Source organism: Coleofasciculus sp. FACHB-1120 (assembly GCF_014698845.1).
GTDB lineage: Bacteria > Cyanobacteriota > Cyanobacteriia > Cyanobacteriales > FACHB-T130 > FACHB-T130.
In genome coordinates this window covers 168010-187403 of record NZ_JACJTV010000002.1, presented here as the reverse complement: position 1 = coordinate 187403, position 19394 = coordinate 168010, and the positions used below count along the sequence as shown (strand labels likewise).

Sequence of the window (19394 nt, the reverse complement as noted above, 5' to 3'; positions counted from 1 at the left end):
AAAAACTCTTACCTCTGCGTACCTCTGCGCTTACCTTTGCGCTCCTTTGCGTTAAAAACTCTAAAATATAGCTACTAGGAGAAAATATTATGGCAGTAGAAGAAAAAAGCATGGTTCCCACTGTATTAGTGGGTATCGGTGGCACCGGACATGAAGTATTGTCACGAGTGCGCCGCTTAGTAGAAGAAACCTATGGCAGTTTGCAAAATTTCCCCCTAATCAGCTTTTTAATTATTGATACAGATAGAGAGTACAAAGTCAATAATCCTGCCGCCGCCGGTTCTCCCTTCAAAGATAATGAAAAGTATTGGGCAAGTGTAGCTGGCAGCGAAGTTAAGAAAATCATGTCAGACATGGGAAACTATCCCTGGATAGAGAGTTGGTTTCCTACAGAATTAGAGCGGAATATTGGGGCAATTGAAGTTGGTGCCGGACAAATTCGCAGTTATGGACGATTTGCTTTTTATTGCAATTATCACAAACTTCAAAGACGGTTTAATGAAGCTGCCGATGCCGTCAAAGGACACGAAACCTTTATGCGCGATCGCTATGGCATCAAGGTAGATACGACGAGTTTAAATGTCTTTGTGACGGGTTCTCTATCCGGCGGGACTGGTAGCGGAATGCTGATTGATATCGGCTATTGCGTCCGCCATTGGTTGCGGGGGCAAGCGAGTCCGATGGTGACGGCAATTGTGCCAATGCCGACGGCTTTCGCCAGTATTAATGTAGGCGATCGCGTTCTCGCTAATGGTTACGCTGCCTTGATGGAATTGAGCTATTTTTCTGACTATAGAACTGAATATATTGCCCAATTCAGCAGTGGTTTGGTGGATGAAATTCGCAGCAAATCTGCGCCTTTTGATTTCACTTATCTGGTTGGAACAAAAAATGGAGAGAGTGAATTTACTCTCGACCAAATTCGGGAGATGATTTCCCAAAATATCTTCCTTGATTTAACCTCTGATTTTGCGCCTTATAAACGTTCGATTCGAGATAATATTAAAGGAGCTTGGGCGCAAGCAGATCCTGGTGGACGCGGATATCCTAAGAATTTTATGAGTTTTGGGTTATCTACGGTAGAAATTCCGATAGCTCAAATTCGCACTTCTTTATCAGATCGACTTGCCGCTGATTTTATTCGCTGGTGGTTAAATGAATCGGTACAGTTGCCACCGAATGTATTAGAGATGGCGCAAAGCGACCTGAAAAGGATGCGCCTCACAGAAGGGGAACTGATTGCAGATATATCGGCGGCTGGGGACAGGTCATATATAACTGAAATCTCCGCTTGGGTGAACTCTATCCGCAATGAAATTGCTACGGATAATAAGTTGCAATGTACCCAGCAAGGCGTAAATATTGTGGGTGCCGAAAAGGGTAAAATTCTCCAATTTTTAGACTATCTCCAGCCAAAAGTTGAAGAATATAAAGCTAACCATTTGCGGAAATTAAGCCCGGATGAGCGATTGCACGGTGACTTCTTGCAAAAGATGTACGATAACCGCAACCGCATCGTGCAACAAGGGCGAAAAGCGTTAGATGAAGAGTTTTATCGGATTATTGAGGATCGCACGAGAGGGCCAAAATTTGCTGATGCTTTCGTGACGGCGGTGCGTCAAATTTTTGAAAATGCCGCTGAAAAGTTTCGCCGCGAATCGGAAAAAGTTTGGCAACCCAAGGAAACAGAACGGCAAAGAGATTACGAAAAAGCGCTGCAAGATATTACTGAATTTAAGAGTAAGTTTGCCCTTACTAAGCAGGCGGATATGGAAAAATCCGGCGAGTTAGCGCTAACGGGTTTAGAAGGTAGCTTGGTGGCGACAATTCAAACTCAAGCGAGATATTTAGGTTTAGAAGTCATTAACAGAATGCTAGAGCATCTGGATGAATTAAACCGCCGTTTGGCACGATTAAATCAAAAGTTGAAGCAAACTCGCGATAATTTCCAGCAAAAAGCGGATCGACAAGCGGATAGTGCCGACGCTTTGATTGTGAATGGGATTAAGCTTTATAACCGCGAAGAACTCAATGAATTATATCGGGATTTAATTGAGCAACAAGCAGGTGCTAGCGAAGGTTCTAAGAGTCGCTACGAGTTGGGAATTGATGGGATTTGTAGCAATTTGTCAGTTCAGGTTCTCGCAGAAGCAAGTCCGCTGTGGAAGCGCAACCGTGCAGCGGGTGAGGTGATGCGACTATTTGATGTGCCGAATTTGGCGGATGTGCAGGAGAATGACTTTAAAGAAATTATTGGCGATCGCGCTAAATTAGTCGTGATCAGTGCGCCGGAAAGTAGCCGATTGAAGCGGGAATTGGCAGCTGGCGATCGCTTATTCAAAGTCTTCAACAACGACGAAGCCGAAATCCGCAACCGCATCGGTACCGCCTATAGCAAATCGAAGCCGCTGATTTTACTCTCTGACGCCGTTCTCAAGCGTCAAGATGCAGGCTTTACCCCTGCACTCAATGCCAAAGTCGCCCTGGTTGGCGGACGCAACAGCAGCGATCCAGCGGCAATTAAGCTTATCCCGATTCTGCGGGAGAGAGTTGGCAGTAATGAAGGGATTACACCGCTGGGAGAAGCTGAACGTCACCGGATTGTCTTTGTACAAGAAATTGGCGGTTTCTCCTTGCGTTGCATCGAGGGAATGCCAGAATTGCAGCAATCTTATCAAGATTGGAAAGGACAATCGATTCAGGCAAAACGGGCGCAACTTAAAGGCGAAAGCAAAGAACCGCCGATTCCCGTTCACATTCAAAAAGAACCGCCGTTTTGGGATATCTTTCCAGAAAATCCAGATATTTTCCGCCTTGTTGTGCAAGCAAGGGCGTTACAAGTGCTGCGAATAGAAGAAAATCGCCTAACCAAAGAAAAGGTAATTCGCTACACCCGACAAACCGTAATTGGTTTGGAAAATGTCGATATCGCCTCTAGTTGGGAAGAAGCGGTGCAAGTGCTGCAAGTATTGGCGTGTCGCCCGGATAAAGAAGAAATTCAGCGTCAGGTAACGGCAAAATTAACCCAAGCTGACACGGTGCAGAAAAAACAAGCGCTGTATCACCAACTTAAGGCATATCTGGATCGGCGTGCCGTCGAATTAGAAAAAGAAGGCGCAACCGATAGCTTAAATTACAAGCGCGAAGCAAGAGTGATTCAGGAGATGATTGAAGTTTATAAACTTTATGCACCAGTCACTCAACCTGTTGATTCTCCGGTTGTAACTCAGCCAATTGGAGTTGCTTCAAATCATTCTCCAATTCCAGAGACTCGCATTCACGTTTTCTGTACCAACTGTGGAAATCAGAACCCAGCGAACTCAAAGTTCTGTTCTAAGTGCGGTACTAAATTGGTGCAATTGAGCTAACGTAAATTGTCATTCCCTTATCTTGATTAACGAACCGCGAAGGCACAAAGAGCGCTAAGGAAGAGAGGAAGAGGAGCAGAGAATTTTACGACTCCAATAGTGTTGAGTTTCCTACGTCAACTCAACTTACGAAAATCTTCTTGGATCTCTCTTCTTACTCTTCCTTAGCGCTCTTTGTGTCTAAGCGCTAACGCGCATGCTTCGCTAACGCGGTTCTTAAAAAATTTACAACTCAAAAGAGTAACTTTAGTGAGGGATGCTGCTAATCAGGCTAGCGATCGCGATCGCTAACTCGTCTGGCTCGATTGGCTTGGTGAGGTGTTTCTGGAAGCCTGCTTTTAGTATTTGCTGATGGTCAGTTTCACCAGCATAAGCAGTTAGCGCGATCGCTGGAATCTCTCCCCCTTCTTCTGCACTCCTAGCTCTAATTTGGCGAATCAGCATATAGCCATCCATTTCAGGCATTCCAATGTCGCTCAACAGCAAATCTGGTGTCATCTGAGCCAGCACCTCTAGCGCCTCAGCCGCCGATGCCACGGCACGCACTTGTGCCCCACACTCTTCGAGTATGAAGACGATTAACTCCCGCGTATCCACCTCATCATCGACAACCAGTAGCTTGACCTCTTCAAGATTTGGGGAATCTAGTGACGGATTTTCTTGACTTATCTGAGGCGCATCCGTCATCAGGGGTAGCGTCACAGTAAAGGTTGCCCCTCGCCCTTCTCCTAGACTTGCTGCTGCAACCGTTCCCCCGTGAAGTTCTACGAGATGGTGGACAATTGCTAATCCTAACCCCAATCCGCCGGATACCCGTGTCGTTTGACTATCAGCTTGCCGGAAAGAATCAAACACGAAGGGTAAAAAGTCTGGGTGAATTCCCTTTCCCGTGTCCGTTACTTGGATTTGGGCATAAGAATTTTGAATGAATTCAGAAGTCTCTGGACTTGGGACTTGTGAGAGTTGGATTTCTACCTGTCCTCCTATCGGTGTGAATTTCACAGCGTTCGAGAGTAGATTCCAGACGACTTGCTGTAAGCGATTGGCATCCCCCAACACCTTGCCCAGATTGGACGCGATCGCTGAGTGAATTTGAATCGATTTCACTTCAGCCGCTAGACGCACTGTTTCCATCGCTTCTTCAATCGTTGCCACCAAGTTAACGGGAGCAATATTTAAACTCAGTTTGCCTTGCAGAATCCGCGAAATATCTAGCAAATCCTCGATCAGCCGTGACTGTAATTCGGCATTGCGCTCAATCGTTTCTAAGGCGCGGGCGGTGGTTTTTTCATCAAACTTGCGGCTGCGGAGGAGTTTTGCCCAACCCAGGATCGGATTGAGAGGCGTTCTCACCTCATGGGAGAGGACGGCGAGAAATTCATCTTTGATCCGGTTGGCTGACTCCGCTTCGGCGCGTGCTGCCTGTTCCAGCTTGAAGAGGCGATCGCGTTCTTCTTCTGCCCGTTTTTCCTCGGTAATATCTGTATTGACAGCAACCGCGCCAATAATTTCCCCATTGCACCAAATTGGTGCTGCTGCACTTCGGACGACGAGATCGCGCCCAGAATTTACCTGCCGGACGATGACCTCGCTAACCTTCGCAGTTCCCCGCAGCGCATGGGCAAAGATTTCGTCTTCCGGAGGGATACGCTCTCCCGTATCGAGATAGCGCGTCTGAATCTGCTCAGCAAGCGAGGCAATGTTGTGCTTGAGGCCATCGGAACTCTTAAAGCCGAGCATCTTGATGGCGAGATCGTTGCACTTCCAGATTCCCCTAGTTGCATCCCCGATGTATAAGGCATCTGGCATACTCTGGATCGTCGCTTCCATCTGCGCCCGCTCCGCTTCCAGTTGGCGAATCAATTGGGCGCGTTCTTCTTCTGCTCGCTTGCGTTCACTCAGATCGAGGACGTAGCAGACACCCTGCTCCTGTAAAGACCCCTCAAACAAAGCAGTCCCCATCAGTACAAAGACGCGGCTACCATCTTTACGGATCAATTCTTTCTCAAAGGGAACGCAAACCCCCTGTTCTCTGAGTTCCTGAACCGCCTGCTGAGTCCGATCGATGTATTCCGGTGGCGTCATCAGATTCCAAGAAATTTCACCAGCCTGTAAATCCTGCCGCGTATAGCCGATGATGTGCAGAAGGGCATCGTTGGCTTCGGTAATGTTGCCACTCAGATCGCCGAAAAAGATGCCAATGATATTAGAGTCAACGATGCGCCGCAGTCGGATTTCGCTTTCTTGCAGTGCGATTTCTATTTGTTTGCGATCGCTAATATCGGTAACAGTCCCAACGTAGCCGATCGTCTCACCGTTTTCTCCAATTTCAGGAGCCGCCTGACCTAATACCCAAATCACCGAACCATCGGAATGCTGATATCGATACTCTGATTGGAACAGCCGGTTCTCCTGCGCTGCTTGATACCATTCGGCAAAGATACGTTGGCGATCCTCCGGATGAAGGGCAGTTTCCCAGCCTTCTCCCAATGCTGCTTCTGGAGAAATTCCGGTCAGTTCGCACCAGCGTTCGTTGGTATACAAACACTTCCCCTGGCTATCCGTATGGAAGAGTCCCACCCGTGAAACTCTCGCTAAGGTAGAATACCGTTCCTGACTCTGGCGCAGAGCTGCTTCTGCTTGCTTGCGTTTGCTAATGTCTTGGAACATCACAACACAGACTGAGGAATGACCGTGCATCGGTGGCAGAGTATCTCCAAAGAGAATCAGGGGACGGATTGCTCCTGGCGTGTGCCAGTTCATCTCAAACCCGTTGAGGCGTTCGCCGCGTGCCACTCGTACCCCTGGCATTTGCTCGTCGGGAATCTGCGCTCCTGTCGCATCGGTGCAATAGTAAATGGTGTGGTACTCTTCGGCTGGCTTATTTTTAGGAAATTCGCCTCCTGCCAACTCGTCAGCGGCTCGGTTGGCAAACAAGACTCGACCTGTTCCTGGCTCAATAAACAGTAAGGGAGATGGCATCAAGTTCAGCACGTCTTCTAGCCATTGCTGCTGATTCTGGAGTGCCAGCGATCGCAGTTGCAGCGCTTCCTCAGCTCGCTTGCGATCGCTTAAGTCAACAAAGAATGCCATCCCTTCTTGTTGCTGGTCGTAAGGTTCCTGTAATAGGGCACAACCGATCAGGATGGGAACCCGGCTCCCGTCTTTACGGATATATTCTTTCTCATATGGGGTACAGACACCGCTTTTCTTAAGTTCTTCTTGCGCTTGCATATCCAAATGCAGATATTCCGGCGGCGTTATCTCTTCCCAGGAAAGCCGACCCGAAAGCAAATCTTCCCGCTCATATCCGACTAATTTCAGGAAAGCGTCGTTGGCGTAGTCGATTCTTCCGTTAAAGTGAGCGAAGGTGACACCAAACATATTCGCCTCAACCAGCCGTCGGAACCGCTTCTCGCTCTCCTGTAATGCTTTCTCTGTTTGTTTGCGCTCGGTAATATCGGTCAGCATTGTCAGCACCCCGATGAACTCACCTTGCTGATTTAGCATCGGATTTGTGGCGAGGATCGCCCAAAGGTCTGAACCGTTTTTACGGCGAAGCCGAAAGTCAAATTGCTCTCGAATTCCCTGTTTACTTCGCTCAATGTGTTGCTCTGCCTCGGTTTGGTCTTCTAGATTTATGAAGTCAAACACAGAGCGATCGCGCATCTCCTGGACGCTGTAACCCAACATCTCAGCTAACCGCTGATTCACGTAGTCTGTCCGCAAGTCTGGGTTAATCAACCAGATGCCTTCGTGAGCTGTATCAATCAGGCGACGGTAGCTGACTTGTAGTTTTGATAAGCTCGCCTCGCTTCGTTGCTTCGCAGCTAGTAATTCTGCGTTTAACGAACTAATCAGCAGTGCGACTAAGCTAAATACGACTACCTGGAGAACGTCCGTCTCACGGCTGATTACTAGCTGATAGATCGGAGGTACGAAGAAATAGTTGTTAGCTAAAACAGCCACTATCGTAGCCACTACCCCTGGCCCCAGTCCGCCATACCAGGCACTGAACGTCACGGCGGCAAAAAACAGCGGCGAAATGGATGTTTTAGTCGGCGGCAATAGCAGAAGCAGCAGCAGCGTTAAGGTGACTGACAAAGCCGCGATACCATAACGTCGCAGTTGAGAGCGCGTGACTTTTAACATAGGACTGTTAGCTGAGTCCTCAGGCTAACTTGATAAAACTGTTTTCCCTTTATGACCTTAGGATAGATAAATATTTTTGTCTATTTACCTTATGGATTATTTTTATAGCGTTTTATCTAAATAATTTTATTAGTAATTTTAGAACAAATGGTGCAAAAAACTGAATTAATTGCCCGACTTGAGAGCGAATCCTATTAACATTATCCATCTTTATTTTCACCCTTATTAGAACTATAGTAATTCTATTTTAGTTGTAAGATTCCAGCAATTTAGCTCCTCGACTTTTCTAAAAAGTCGGGGAGCTTGCCTTACGATATTATTTCAATCAAGCTGTGACTGCCCCTTTCTATAAATGGCACAAAGACGAGTCGGTTTAAATATTTTTGCTTTGAACATAAAGTTCGGCGGCACGTTAATAATGATATGCTCGTCAGATTCTTTATATTTTTCAAATTCCGCTGGCATTCCTTTAGGCGTTGCAGTGCTATAAGGAACAGGTTGAAAAAGTAATTCTGTAAACTCCACCGCTGTCCAGGCTGTCTGTTCAGTAACTTGCGTGAGGAAAGCTTCCCCAGTTAATAAACTGAATAGAGCTTCTTTCGCTTCTGGAGCAAGCGCAAAACTACTATCAAAATTCTCGACAATTTTCAGACCCATTTTACAAATACACGCTAATTAATCAACAATGGTCAACGCGCTGCTATTGGAAAACAAACTATGTAGACCTAAGATATTTTACCCATAGATGGAGAGTAGAGGGAATGCGATCGCGCGTTAATTCCACCAAGGGATGCTTCTAGACAAATGCTGCGCTCTCTTTGCGTTGAGCGATATCCTGCTTTGGTTCTGTGCATCCCTTAAGATGTTCCCAATCCTTTTCACTCATGGATACTGCCATCGGGCATAATTGCCTGAGTCAGAATGGCTCCGCTCAAGTCAACTTCCCACAAATCAGCTCCTCTAAGATTGGCTCGACTTAAATTAGCTCCATATAGATTCACTCCATTCAAGTTAGCTCCGCCTAAAAAAGCGTCACTTAAATTTGCATAACTAAGGTTAGTACCGCTGAGGTCTGCTTTCCACAAGTTCGCGCCAGTTAAATTGGCTTTACTGAGGTCTGCTCCCTTTAAGTCAATCGCAGACAAATCAGCTTGACTTAGGTTAGCGCCAACTAGGACAATTCCGCTTAGACAAGCAGTTCTTAGATTGGCTCCCATCAAGTTAAACGTAGAAATGCACAGCTTACCTGCCTGCATTGTTACCTTGCTAAAAGTTCTTTGCCCGGTTGCATATCGTTTGAGAAGTTCGTCCGCTTTTTTTTGAATTAACTCTGACTGGGGATTCGCTGACGATTTAGCTTTCTTAGAGATAACTTCCATGTAATACTCTGGCGGTTGAAATTAAATGTATTTTTATCATCCTCCCTTGGGCATAAAATTAGGCATTTAAAATGATAAAGAGTCTATAAAAATTCAGTGAAGTTTTTTATAGAAATAAAGTTAAAGAAATGATAAAGAAAATCCCTAAACAATGCGATTTCTTAATATTGCTCCATACTCACGAACGTGGATATTTTACGTGTAAAAAATAGATTAAATTCCGTAATTTTTAGGAGAAAACAACCAAAAACATTTTCAAAATTAAGTAAGATTGCGGAATTGGCAATGCTAATCTATTCTGTTTTTTGTTTGCAGCCTATAAACTTCTGAACTCCCTAATTTATCGGGGAGCTAGAGAGGAGCTGAAAAAATTTGGGTAATCGTAGGAACGAAAGACCGTAAAATCAAGGCATGATCTACCAACGCCCTCGCCCCGAAATCCCCGATTGCACTTGGAGCCGCCCCATTGGTCTCGGCTGGGACAAACCCCATACGGTTCGCTACCCTAGTAATCTCGACGATGGCCCCTGGCATGGGATGCCCTTGGGTGGCTTTGGAGCCGGGTGCATCGGTCGTTCTTCGCGTGGTGACTTTAATTTGTGGCATTTGGATGGCGGAGAACACGTCTTCCGAAGTCTGCCTGCTTGTCAGTTCAGCGTATTTGAGCAGCCAGAAGACTCACCCGCCCAAGCTTATGCGCTGTGTACAGAACCGCCTGAGGATGGGACTTTATCTCGGTGGTTGTGGTATCCGAGCGAATCAAACTCAGCAGGCAGCACGGGAACCTATCATGCGCTGTATCCCCGCAGCTGGTTTGTCTATGAAGGGGTGTTTCAGTCTCAGTTGACGTGCGAGCAATTCTCCCCAATTTGGGCGGGTAACTATCAAGAAAGCTCTTACCCGACGGGGATCTTTCACTGGACTGCCCACAATCCTACGGATAAGCCGATCACGATTAGCATCATGCTGACGTGGCAGAATGTCGTGGGTTGGTTTACGAATGCGATTCAATCTCCGGAAGTGCGGGTGCGGGATGATGGCAGTCCGGTTTACGAGTACCAGCCGCGCTGGGGAGATAGTACCGGAAATTTAAATCAGTGGATTGTGGACTTCCACCGAGTAGGGTGTCTGCTAGATCGGGTGAGGCTGCACGATGAAATTGGAGAGGGAGAAGGACAGTGGGCGATCGCAACTGTCACAAATCCTAGTTTAGAAGTCTTCTATCACGGTCGTTGGAACCCAATTGGGGATGGCTCAGATATTTGGGATTTATTCGCTTGTAATGGTTCTTTGCCAGATCGAGAAGATGAGACTCCCGCAGCACCGGGAGAACAAATTGCTTGCGCGATCGCTGTCCGCTTTACTCTGAAACCAGGGAGAACTCGCCAAATTCCCTTCATCGTCTGCTGGGATTTTCCAGTGATGGAATTCTCCCATGCACAGAAACAAAATCTAGGCACTCAATACTACCGCCGCTACACCGATTTCTTTGGTCGCAATGGCAAAAATGCTTGGTCGATGGTTCGCACCGCTCTCAAGCAAGATGATATGTGGAAGGATGCAATTCGGGAGTGGCAACAGCCGATTTTGCAGCGTCAAGACTTGCCCAATTGGTTCAAAATGGCGCTGTTTAATGAGCTGTACTTACTTTGCGACGGCGGCACCCTCTGGACAGCGGCTTCGGAAGATGACCCCGTGGGGCAATTTGGAGTCTTAGAGTGCTTGGATTATCGCTGGTACGAAAGTCTGGACGTGCGACTTTACGGCTCATTTGCTTTGATGATGCTCTGGCCTAAACTGGACAAAGCGGTGCTAGAAGCTTATGCGCGGGCGATTTCCACCCACGACGAGACGCCCCGAATTATCGGCTATAACCAAGCCTCTGCCATTCGCAAAGCTGCCGATGCGACGCCCCACGATTTGGGTGCCCCCAACGAGCATCCTTGGGAGAAAACGAACTACACCAGCTATCAAGATTGCAACCTGTGGAAAGATTTACCTTGTGACTTTGTGTTGCAGGTTTATCGAGATTTTGTCTTAACTGGTTCCACGGATATCGAATTTTTGCACGAGTGCTGGGTGCCGATTGTGAAAACGCTTGCTTATGTCAAGCAATTTGATATCGATGAGGATGGGATTCCCGAAAATTCGGGTGCGCCCGATCAAACGTTTGATGATTGGAAGTTGCAGGGGGTTAGCGCCTACTGCGGCGGCTTGTGGATTGCGGCATTAGAGGCAGCGATCGCGATTGGTGAAATATTACACAAGTCTGAGTTTAATTCCGAAAATAATTCCCCTGATTACCAATTCCTGATTACCGAGTACCAAACTTGGCTGAAACAATCCCGGCAGGTGTATCAAGAAAAACTCTGGAACGGTCAATACTACCGGCTCGATAGCGAAAGCGGCTCTGATATCGTGATGGCAGATCAGCTATGCGGTCAGTTCTACGCTCGTTTATTAAGATTACCCGATCTCGTGCCGCTTGAGTGTGCCGAATCTGCTTTAAAAACTGTCTATAATTCTTGTTTTCTGAATTTCAATCGACGCCTCCCACCCTCCGAACCTGAAACCTTTATCGGTGCCGTTAATGGCGTCAAACCCGATGGGACACCGGCAAATCCCGACGCAACGCATCCCCTAGAGGTTTGGACTGGGATTAACTTTGGGCTGGCAGCATTCATGATCCAGATGGGAATGAAAGAGGAAGCCTTTCAGATGACGGAAGCTGTGGTGCAGCAAATTTACGACAATGGGTTACAATTCCGAACCCCGGAAGCTATCACCGCCGCCGGTACTTTTCGTGCCAGTCATTACCTGCGAGCAATGGCAATTTGGGCAATCTACGGAGTGATAACGCACTTTTAACGGTAGTATTCCGATACTTTTTGTTATCCCAATTTTCCTTGGAGATTCTACACAGGGAATTTGGGCAATCTACGGAGTGATAACGCACTTTTAACGGTAGTATTCCAATACTTGTTGTTATCCCAATTTTCCTATGGGAATGGTACATATTTGATTCCCTCCAGCCTCTGCTCGGTTGGCGGTGAAGCGAAGATTAACTGTAGCGTTAATGCCAGGATTAAGGGGCATTCCCGTTTAGATGTATATCAGATTGATAGAATAGGCTGCCACACTAAGGAATTTAAAGATTTGATTGGAGAAGCACTGGAGAAATTACGGAGTTAAGAAGGTTTATTGTGAAGTTACGATGAACAAAGCGGGCAATTTCATAAAGATTCCATGATTTTGGTGTAAAGATTCTGTAAGTTCCGATGGAAGCTATGAGATTCGTTAGCGTTTTGGTTGACAAAGCCTATGTAAATTCACTAATACATATACATTGCTAACAGCTAAACAGCCTTAGCTTTCCTTTAATGTTTTTTTTACCAACACCTAAAGTTTTTAACTTTAGGCTGTTAATGATTTTTGGAAAATTTGTACAAAAATGCTTTCTGGCTAAAGTTTTTAGCAGTTGCGACTGCGATACCTACCTGGAATGCATATTGAGCCAATCACAAACCTTAAAAGCTAAGAGGTTCACTGATGAATCGGATGCTGGTACAGGGTCATCCTCCGCTTCAGGATATACAAAACGCTTACTCTAGCCTTCCCGATATTCTCAATCTCTTGAGGCTATCCCAATCAGATACAAGCTTTGCTTCCGACTTGGCTCAAGCATTTGAAATGTGTGAGTTTCAACTTGGCGATCGCCTGGTTAACTATAATGTATCCCCTCCTCCAGGAAATTCCGTTCATAGTGAACCAGATCGAGAAAATACAAGTTGGTTTTACGTAATTTGTCGAGGTCGGGTACGGTTACTGGGTTTTGACGCTACGCAGGGGAGAGAAGTTTCCGCTCTGGTACTGGAAGCAGGGGAAACTTTTGGCGCAGAAGCTTTATGGGGCAATAGCTCGGAGCTACAAAGCACCTTAAGTGTAGGGATGCCAAAAGCGATCGCTGCCAGTGCAGGTGTGGCGGCGAGGATTCCCATTGCACAGATGGAAACTTGGTTAGAGCGACTGCCCAATTTGAGAGATTACCTGCTAAAAATCTCTCAGGAGCGGCAATGTCTGATTTTCTTCAAAACGGCTACAGAATTGCGATCGCTTCCCAGCTTAACGCTGCGGCAACTCTTACCCTACTTAGTAGAAATACGGTTCGCTGCTGGCGAGACCTTAGCTGGGCATATTCCTGGAGAAACGGGCCGCTTCTGGCTTAGCAGCGGAGAAATTTACGGATCGCAGCCACCAAAGATAGGAGAAAGCTGGGGATATCCGAATCCAACGCCCACAGATTGGGTTGCACAGACGGATTTAGTCGTTTACCAACTACCTGCACAACATTGGGAAGCAGCGCAAGCGATCGCTCCAGTTCTAGCAGTTATATCCAGCGATAGTGCTAGCAACGGACATCAAAAGGGAGCAGTTAGTAGTCAGGCGGTAATGCCGATTCATCACGTCTCTGTCAATCGTCCACCGTCCCTCAATAACGGACAAACTTGCCTTTCATCCTCTCCGTCAACAGGGGAGAAAGCAGCAGGAACAGACAACCAACAACCCATTGCTTTTCCCAAACCGTTAAAGCGTCGGCGATTGTTAGGACAACGCTATCCCTTCATTCAACAGCAGAGTACCGCCGATTGCGGTGCCACTTGCTTAGCAATGATCGGACAGTATTGGGGCAAACGGTTTAGCCTGAATTCTCTCCGCAATCTAGCAGGCGTAGGGCGTTCCGGTGCCTCTCTGACGAAAGGCTTAGCTAGTGCCGCCGAAAGCGTGGGGTTTCAGGCGCGTCCCGTGCGGGCTTCTTTAAGCCGCTTAGTGGATCGAACTAACCCTTGGATTGCCCACTGGCAAGGCGATCACTATGTCGTTGTCTACCAAGTCAAAGGGAGGCGCATCCTGATTGCCGATCCGGCAGTCGGCAGGCGATCGCTCTCCCCAGAGGAATTTCAAGCTAGTTGGACGGGATACGCCCTACTCCTCGACCCCACAGAACGACTGCAAACTGCTCAAACCGACCAGAAACACTCCCTCGGTAGCTTCTGGAGCGTACTTTGGCCTTACCGCTCCCTAATCGGGCAAATTATCTTAGCATCTTTGCTAATTCAGATTTTTGGACTGATTACCCCCCTATTTACCCAAATCATTCTCGATCGGGTTGTTGTCAACAAAAGCTTCATCACCCTGCACGTCTTCGCCATCGGGTTGCTGCTGTTTGGTGTTTGGCGCATCGGTTTAACTGCCATTCGCCAATACTTGCTGGACTATTTTGCCAACCGATTAGACCTCACCTTGATCGGTGGCTTTATCAGCCATACCCTAACCTTACCCTTGAAGTTTTTTGAATCCCGTCATGTGGGAGACATTATCACGCGGGTGCAGGAAAACCAGAAAATTCAGATATTTCTAACGCGCCAAGCTGTCACCGCTTGGTTAGACGCCTCAATGGCAATTGTCTATGTGGGGTTAATGGCGTATTACAACTGGCGTTTGACGCTCTTGGTTTTGGCGCTGATTCCCCCGATTGCGATTTTAACCGTTGTGGCGAGTCCATTCCTCAGAAAGGTGTCGCGAGAAGTCTTTGCTGAGGAAGCGGCGCAAAACTCTTCCCTCGTGGAAATGATGAACGGTGTTGCCACGGTAAAAGCAGCAGCGGCAGAGAGAGAGTTGCGTTGGCGTTGGGAAGATCGTTTAACTGGGACGTTAAATGCGCGATTTCGCGGTCAAAAGCTGGCGAATGGCTTGCAAGCAACTGGCGGCTTAATTAATACCTTGGGTAGTACCGCATTGCTTTGGTATGGAGCCACATTGGTAATCCAAGATCAGCTCACTATCGGTCAATTTGTCGCATTCAATATGCTGATTGGCAATGTTATCAGCCCCGTGCTGGCGTTAGTGAACCTTTGGGATGAACTGCAAGAAGTGATGGTTTCTGTGGAACGGCTGAATGATGTATTTTCAGCCCAACCTGAAGAAAATCCCCAACAACCTCTACTCGTTTTGCCTCAGCTGCGGGGCGAGGTGAAGTTGGAAAATGTTACGTTCCGCTACTCTCAGGAGCAGGAGCGCAACACGTTGCAAAATATTTCCGTTGAGGTGAGCGCTGGGCAAACCGTGGCGATTGTAGGGCGCAGCGGTTCCGGCAAAAGTACCTTAGTCAGTCTGCTACAAGGTTTATATCACCCTACCAGCGGTCGGATCTGTGTAGATGGACACGATATTCGCCACGCTTCTCCCCAATCGTTACGAAGGCAGTTGGGTGTGGTGCCGCAGGAATGTTTTCTGTTTTCGGGAACTATTCTAGAAAACATCACGCTTTACGCTGACGAGTATACGCTGGAGCAAGTGGTGGAAGTTGCCAAATTAGCAGAAGCCCATGCGTTTATTCAAGATATGCCCTTGGGATACAACACGAAAGTTGGGGAACGGGGTACGAATCTTTCTGGCGGACAGCGGCAACGCATTGCGATCGCTCGTGCTTTACTCGGCGACCCCCGAATTCTAATTTTAGATGAAGCCACCAGCTCTCTAGATACGGATTCCGAGCGCCGATTTCAGCAGAATCTCGGTCGTATTAGTCGCGATCGCACGAGTTTTATTATTGCTCACCGACTGTCTACCGTTCGTGGAGCCGATTGCATCCTAGTGCTAGATCGAGGCATTTTGGTTGAACGCGGCACCCACGAGGAACTAATTGCGCTGCAAGGTCTTTATTACCACCTGGCGCAGCAGCAGCTCGATCTTTAATCCAACTTGCATCGGTCGAATAACCCTAGATGTATGTGCGTCTCATCTGGTGTTTAGGGTTCTGAATTGGCAACCAGAAAAGGTGAGCCAAAAACTGAGCCATTAACCCGACAGAACTCAGGCAATCTAGAAGGCAAGATTACCGGATAAATCGAGTTAAAACAGGGCATTGACGCTGAAGTTCTTAATTCTGCGTGACGAATATGGAAAAACGAATTGTACCGATTTCCACCTCAGAGTCCTTAAACCCGCCAGCTACGTTATCAGCTAAGTTTTCCGACAATAGCTGGCAAGACCTTCCCGTACACCTATCTGACGATACAGTTACCGACAAGGCTGCATCTATCTATGGAGGTACGGCTGTCTCAGTCCCACCTCCGCAATCAGAACGGGAATCGTCTGGCTTTTCACTTCGCACTAGAGCCGCTAACCAAGAACCGAAACACTCAGCGCCTGCTTCCGGAAATTGGTCTACCTCTCTGCAAAATGTGCTGGATCAGCCCCCTTCAACACTCCCCCGAAAATTGGTATTGGGGGGGTTAGTTTTTTGTGTGACGTTTGGTACGTGGGCTAGCTTCGGGCAAATTGACGAAGTGGGACACGCCCAAGGGCGGTTAGTTCCGAAAGGGGAGGTCTATAAAATTGACCCGGTGGAATTGGGCAAAGTTGCCAACATTGCCGTCAAAGAAGGGCAAGCGGTGAAAGCGGGACAGGTGTTGGTGGAACTAGATACCCAAATTGCTACGGGTGAAGTGGAACGGTTACAGCAACTGCTGGGAACCACCCAAATTGAGTTAACCCAGAAGCAAACTCTGATTGAGAAGGTGCATCAAGAAAGCGCGACTCGTGGGGAAATTGCCAAAGCAGACGTGGAGGCGGCAACGGCGGCGATCGCGCAAGTCAAGGCAAAGGCAGCTGCCGCCCAAAAACTGCTGACGCAATATCAGGCGGATGCGGCGGCTAGTCTTGCTAGACTAGAACGGCTCAAACCGCTCTCCAGTACGGCACAAGAACTGCTGGCGCAACGGCAGGCGGATGCAGCGGCGGCAGCAGCGGAAGTGGAACGGCTCAAACCGCTGGTGAAAGAGGGTGCGATCGCCCAAAAATATCTGTTTGATGCCCAGCAAGTTTTGCGCGATCGCCAGAGTGCCATCACCAAAAACAAGCTGGAAGAGGATACGGGTGTCAAGGAACAACTGTTTCAAGCCGAGCAAGCATTACGCGATCGCCAACGGCTGATTACCGACACCCAAGGTGAACTCCAGCAAACTCAAGCACAAGCCGAGCAACTGCAAGCAGGGCTGCATCAGAAGGAAGCGGAAGCACGCCGAACGCAGCTAGAGGCACAGCAGCAAATTCAGCAACTGGAAGTGGAAATTACCCAGCTCAAAGCTAAAATTGCTGAAAATCAAAATCTTCTCGCCAGTGCTAAGAGTAAGCTAAAGCAGCGGTTTCTCTATGCTCCGGTTGACGGCGTCGTGTCATCCCTCAACATCAACAACACAGGCGTTGTGGTGCAACCCGGACAGACCGTTGCCGAACTGGCTGCTGACAAAGCACCTTTAATTTTATCGGCTAGCTTGCCCAATCAAGAAGCAGGCTTTGTCAAGGCAGGAATGCCAGTGAACATCAAGTTTGACGCTTTCCCGTATCAGGAATACGGCATCGTCTCCGGAAAGGTACTCTCTGTATCTCCTGATGCCAAACCCAACGAACGACTCGGCGCAGTTTATCGGGTGGAAGTGGAGCTAGACCGTAACTCTGTCACCGCTAATAATCAAACCATCCACTTTAAGGCGGGTCAGACCGCGACTGCTGATATTATCATCCGGCATCGTCGCATTGCCGATATCCTGCTAGATCCGATCCGGCAGCTGCAAAAAGGCGGCATCAACTTATAAAACGCGAAAAATAGTTTAGTAAAAAGGGCGATCGCTATGACTTATCGAATTCCCTGTTCTAATCCCAATCTTGACAAAACCATAAATCCCGAACAGTTTAATCAAGTTGTCGAAGCTATCCTAGCTGGAAAATATTCCTGGGCTTGTGTTTTGCTTCTACGATTTTCTGGTTACAATCCTTTACACTACATTCCCTACCGTACATACAACCGATTGCTCAAAGAAAACTGCCAAATTGGCAGACAAAGCCAACGGGAAGCGAATAGTATAAATACGGATAATCAAAGCGCTCCCACCCGCACGGAAGATTTATCTCCGCATAATTGCTTAAGCAAAATTACTGATTTGGGTTATCTAGAGGCAGTTAGCGAACCACATCCCCACCTCAGAGGCGGCAATCTAGAGCAAAAAGGGGTCTTCTCTAATCCAGAAGACACTCCGGTAGAAGTGGTGCTACCGAAGAAGCCTTGGTTCTCTATTTTTTCAACGGGAAGCTGCTTCAAAAGGTTCAAAAACTAGATTCAATTTAATTAAATAATCCGAAATCCGCGTCCAAAGCCCACTTTTTCTGGCAAGGGAAGAAGGGCAATCAAAATCTTGCTAGAGTGAGACGAATAGCACTTATGTACTCACTCAAAACTCAGGATTCCGGACTTAGTATAACCCGACAGTTTCATTCTGTTGCCAAACAAAAGCCTAGTTCATTTCTCTCAAGAACTAGGCTTTCTTGTTGTCATACATACGGTTTATTACCTAAAGAAATCTGCCAAAATGGCAACACTCTTTTAGTCTATTTAGCTACAGTATTCATAACAGCCAAACAGGCTAATTAAACCAATCTTTTGAACTAGGAGAAATCAATGAATATTTTCGATCTAGATATTCTGGAAGTCGTTTCTGAAGAAACCAGCGTTGAAGGTGGATATGCCTATGCGGATGCCTATTCTGGTGCATCTGCATCTGGAAACTACTTCGCCTCCACCTATACCACTACTTATACCAGTGCTTCTAGTGGCTATAACTACTACTACGGACCCTACTCTTCTGCATACTCAAACTCTGGCTCAAGTTCAGCTGCATCTTAAGCAGAGATTCGCAAAAACTCGATAGTTAAGTTGTTCAAACAACCACAAAGGTTCGTCACAATCCAAACAATTTTAAGCCAGGAGAAATCAATGAATATTTCCGACCTAGATATTCTGGAAGTCGTTTCTGAAGAAACCAGCGTTGAAGGTGGATATGCCTATGCGGATGCCTATTCTGGTGCATCTGCATCTGGAAACTACTTCGCCTCCACCTATACCACTACTTATACCAGTGCTTCTAGTGGCTATGACTACTACTACGGACCTTACTCTTATGCCTCCTCAAGCTCTGGCTCAAGCTCAGCTGCATCTTAAGCAGAGATTTGTCAAAACTCGATAGTTAACTATAGAAATCGCTGAAGGCTGAAGAATTGAAGACAAAAAAAGCTTTCAGCGATTTTTATCACTACAAGGAGGGACGTATGAGTCAATTGAAAATTGACGATCTAAGTTTCTGTGAGAATCAACTTTCTAGTAATAGCGAAGTACAAGGGGGACGAGGAATTACTGTTTCCTCCCCTAGTGGTAGAAGCAGCTGGTCAGCTAGCGCTGACTCTGCTCATAGTGCAGGCTATTTTACAGATTCTTTTTTTGACAAAAGCACCGGGAACTTTGGCTATGTAATCGGAGCTGGATACTCTGCCTCTGTCAGCGGCGCAGCCGCTGGTGCTCTGGCTGATGGTAGTACCTATGCCTCATCATTTGCCGGAGCTGGTACTTTCTAAAGCCTCTGTAATTTTGGTTGAAATAAAT

The 19394-nt window shown here is 47.2% G+C and carries 11 protein-coding genes; 8 read left to right on the top strand and 3 right to left on the bottom strand.

Going from position 1 to position 19394, the window contains the following annotated elements:
* The first annotated feature begins 89 nt into the window (after positions 1 to 89).
* On the top strand, positions 90 to 3368 hold the full coding sequence (locus tag H6H02_RS02975; protein WP_190814525.1) for a tubulin-like doman-containing protein: 3279 nt from the start codon (positions 90 to 92) through the stop codon (positions 3366 to 3368).
* Positions 3369 to 3614: 246 nt separating this feature from the next.
* Here the strand turns inward: H6H02_RS02975 and H6H02_RS02970 are convergent, their stop codons facing one another.
* The 3 genes from H6H02_RS02970 to H6H02_RS02960 all read right to left on the bottom strand — a co-directional run bounded on the left by H6H02_RS02970 (position 3615) and on the right by H6H02_RS02960 (position 8899).
* Positions 3615 to 7520: a PAS domain S-box protein gene (locus tag H6H02_RS02970; RefSeq protein ID WP_190814523.1), complete on the bottom strand. Its 3906-nt coding sequence runs from the start codon at positions 7518 to 7520 to the stop codon at positions 3615 to 3617.
* A gap of 321 nt (positions 7521 to 7841) precedes the next feature.
* Positions 7842 to 8177, bottom strand: a complete 336-nt coding sequence (locus tag H6H02_RS02965; protein WP_190814520.1) for a hypothetical protein — start codon at positions 8175 to 8177, stop codon at positions 7842 to 7844.
* 221 nt (positions 8178 to 8398) lie between these two features.
* Positions 8399 to 8899 (bottom strand): pentapeptide repeat-containing protein, encoded by a 501-nt coding sequence (locus H6H02_RS02960; protein WP_190814518.1) that lies wholly within the window; start codon positions 8897 to 8899, stop codon positions 8399 to 8401.
* Between the two features lie 411 nt (positions 8900 to 9310).
* On the opposite strand from H6H02_RS02960, the gene H6H02_RS02955 reads away from it, so the two are divergent.
* The 7 genes from H6H02_RS02955 (at position 9311) to H6H02_RS02925 (ending at position 19366) form a co-directional block, all read left to right on the top strand.
* A complete protein-coding gene (locus H6H02_RS02955) occupies positions 9311 to 11767 on the top strand; it encodes a GH116 family glycosyl hydrolase (protein ID WP_190814516.1) in 2457 nt (818 codons plus the stop codon).
* Between the two features lie 681 nt (positions 11768 to 12448).
* Positions 12449 to 15655 (top strand): peptidase domain-containing ABC transporter, encoded by a 3207-nt coding sequence (locus H6H02_RS02950; RefSeq protein ID WP_199328951.1) that lies wholly within the window; start codon positions 12449 to 12451, stop codon positions 15653 to 15655.
* A gap of 203 nt (positions 15656 to 15858) precedes the next feature.
* On the top strand, positions 15859 to 17556 hold the full coding sequence (locus H6H02_RS02945; RefSeq protein WP_190814514.1) for an HlyD family efflux transporter periplasmic adaptor subunit: 1698 nt from the start codon (positions 15859 to 15861) through the stop codon (positions 17554 to 17556).
* Between the two features lie 36 nt (positions 17557 to 17592).
* Entirely contained in the window at positions 17593 to 18075 is a 483-nt protein-coding gene (locus H6H02_RS02940) for a HetP family heterocyst commitment protein (protein WP_190814512.1), read from the top strand.
* Between the two features lie 341 nt (positions 18076 to 18416).
* Positions 18417 to 18641 carry a hypothetical protein gene (locus H6H02_RS02935; protein WP_190814510.1) on the top strand — a complete coding sequence of 75 codons (225 nt, stop codon included), beginning with the start codon at positions 18417 to 18419 and terminating at the stop codon, positions 18639 to 18641.
* Between the two features lie 90 nt (positions 18642 to 18731).
* Positions 18732 to 18956, top strand: a complete 225-nt coding sequence (locus tag H6H02_RS02930) for a hypothetical protein (RefSeq protein WP_190814508.1) — start codon at positions 18732 to 18734, stop codon at positions 18954 to 18956.
* 107 nt (positions 18957 to 19063) lie between these two features.
* A complete protein-coding gene (locus H6H02_RS02925; protein ID WP_190814506.1) occupies positions 19064 to 19366 on the top strand; it encodes a hypothetical protein in 303 nt (100 codons plus the stop codon).
* The last annotated feature ends 28 nt before the right edge of the window (positions 19367 to 19394 follow it).

What these genes read in the sequence shown, in the direction of transcription:
- H6H02_RS02970 (WP_190814523.1), bottom strand. Translation starts at nt 7,520, where the DNA reads ATGTTAAAAGTCACGCGCTCTCAACTGCGACGTTATGGTATCGCGGCT.
- H6H02_RS02925 (WP_190814506.1), top strand. Translation starts at nt 19,064, where the DNA reads ATGAGTCAATTGAAAATTGACGATCTAAGTTTCTGTGAGAATCAACTT.
- H6H02_RS02950 (WP_199328951.1), top strand. Translation starts at nt 12,449, where the DNA reads ATGAATCGGATGCTGGTACAGGGTCATCCTCCGCTTCAGGATATACAA.
- H6H02_RS02935 (WP_190814510.1), top strand. Translation starts at nt 18,417, where the DNA reads ATGAATATTTTCGATCTAGATATTCTGGAAGTCGTTTCTGAAGAAACC.
- H6H02_RS02955 (WP_190814516.1), top strand. Translation starts at nt 9,311, where the DNA reads ATGATCTACCAACGCCCTCGCCCCGAAATCCCCGATTGCACTTGGAGC.
- H6H02_RS02940 (WP_190814512.1), top strand. Translation starts at nt 17,593, where the DNA reads ATGACTTATCGAATTCCCTGTTCTAATCCCAATCTTGACAAAACCATA.
- H6H02_RS02965 (WP_190814520.1), bottom strand. Translation starts at nt 8,177, where the DNA reads ATGGGTCTGAAAATTGTCGAGAATTTTGATAGTAGTTTTGCGCTTGCT.
- H6H02_RS02930 (WP_190814508.1), top strand. Translation starts at nt 18,732, where the DNA reads ATGAATATTTCCGACCTAGATATTCTGGAAGTCGTTTCTGAAGAAACC.
- H6H02_RS02945 (WP_190814514.1), top strand. Translation starts at nt 15,859, where the DNA reads ATGGAAAAACGAATTGTACCGATTTCCACCTCAGAGTCCTTAAACCCG.
- H6H02_RS02960 (WP_190814518.1), bottom strand. Translation starts at nt 8,899, where the DNA reads ATGGAAGTTATCTCTAAGAAAGCTAAATCGTCAGCGAATCCCCAGTCA.
- H6H02_RS02975 (WP_190814525.1), top strand. Translation starts at nt 90, where the DNA reads ATGGCAGTAGAAGAAAAAAGCATGGTTCCCACTGTATTAGTGGGTATC.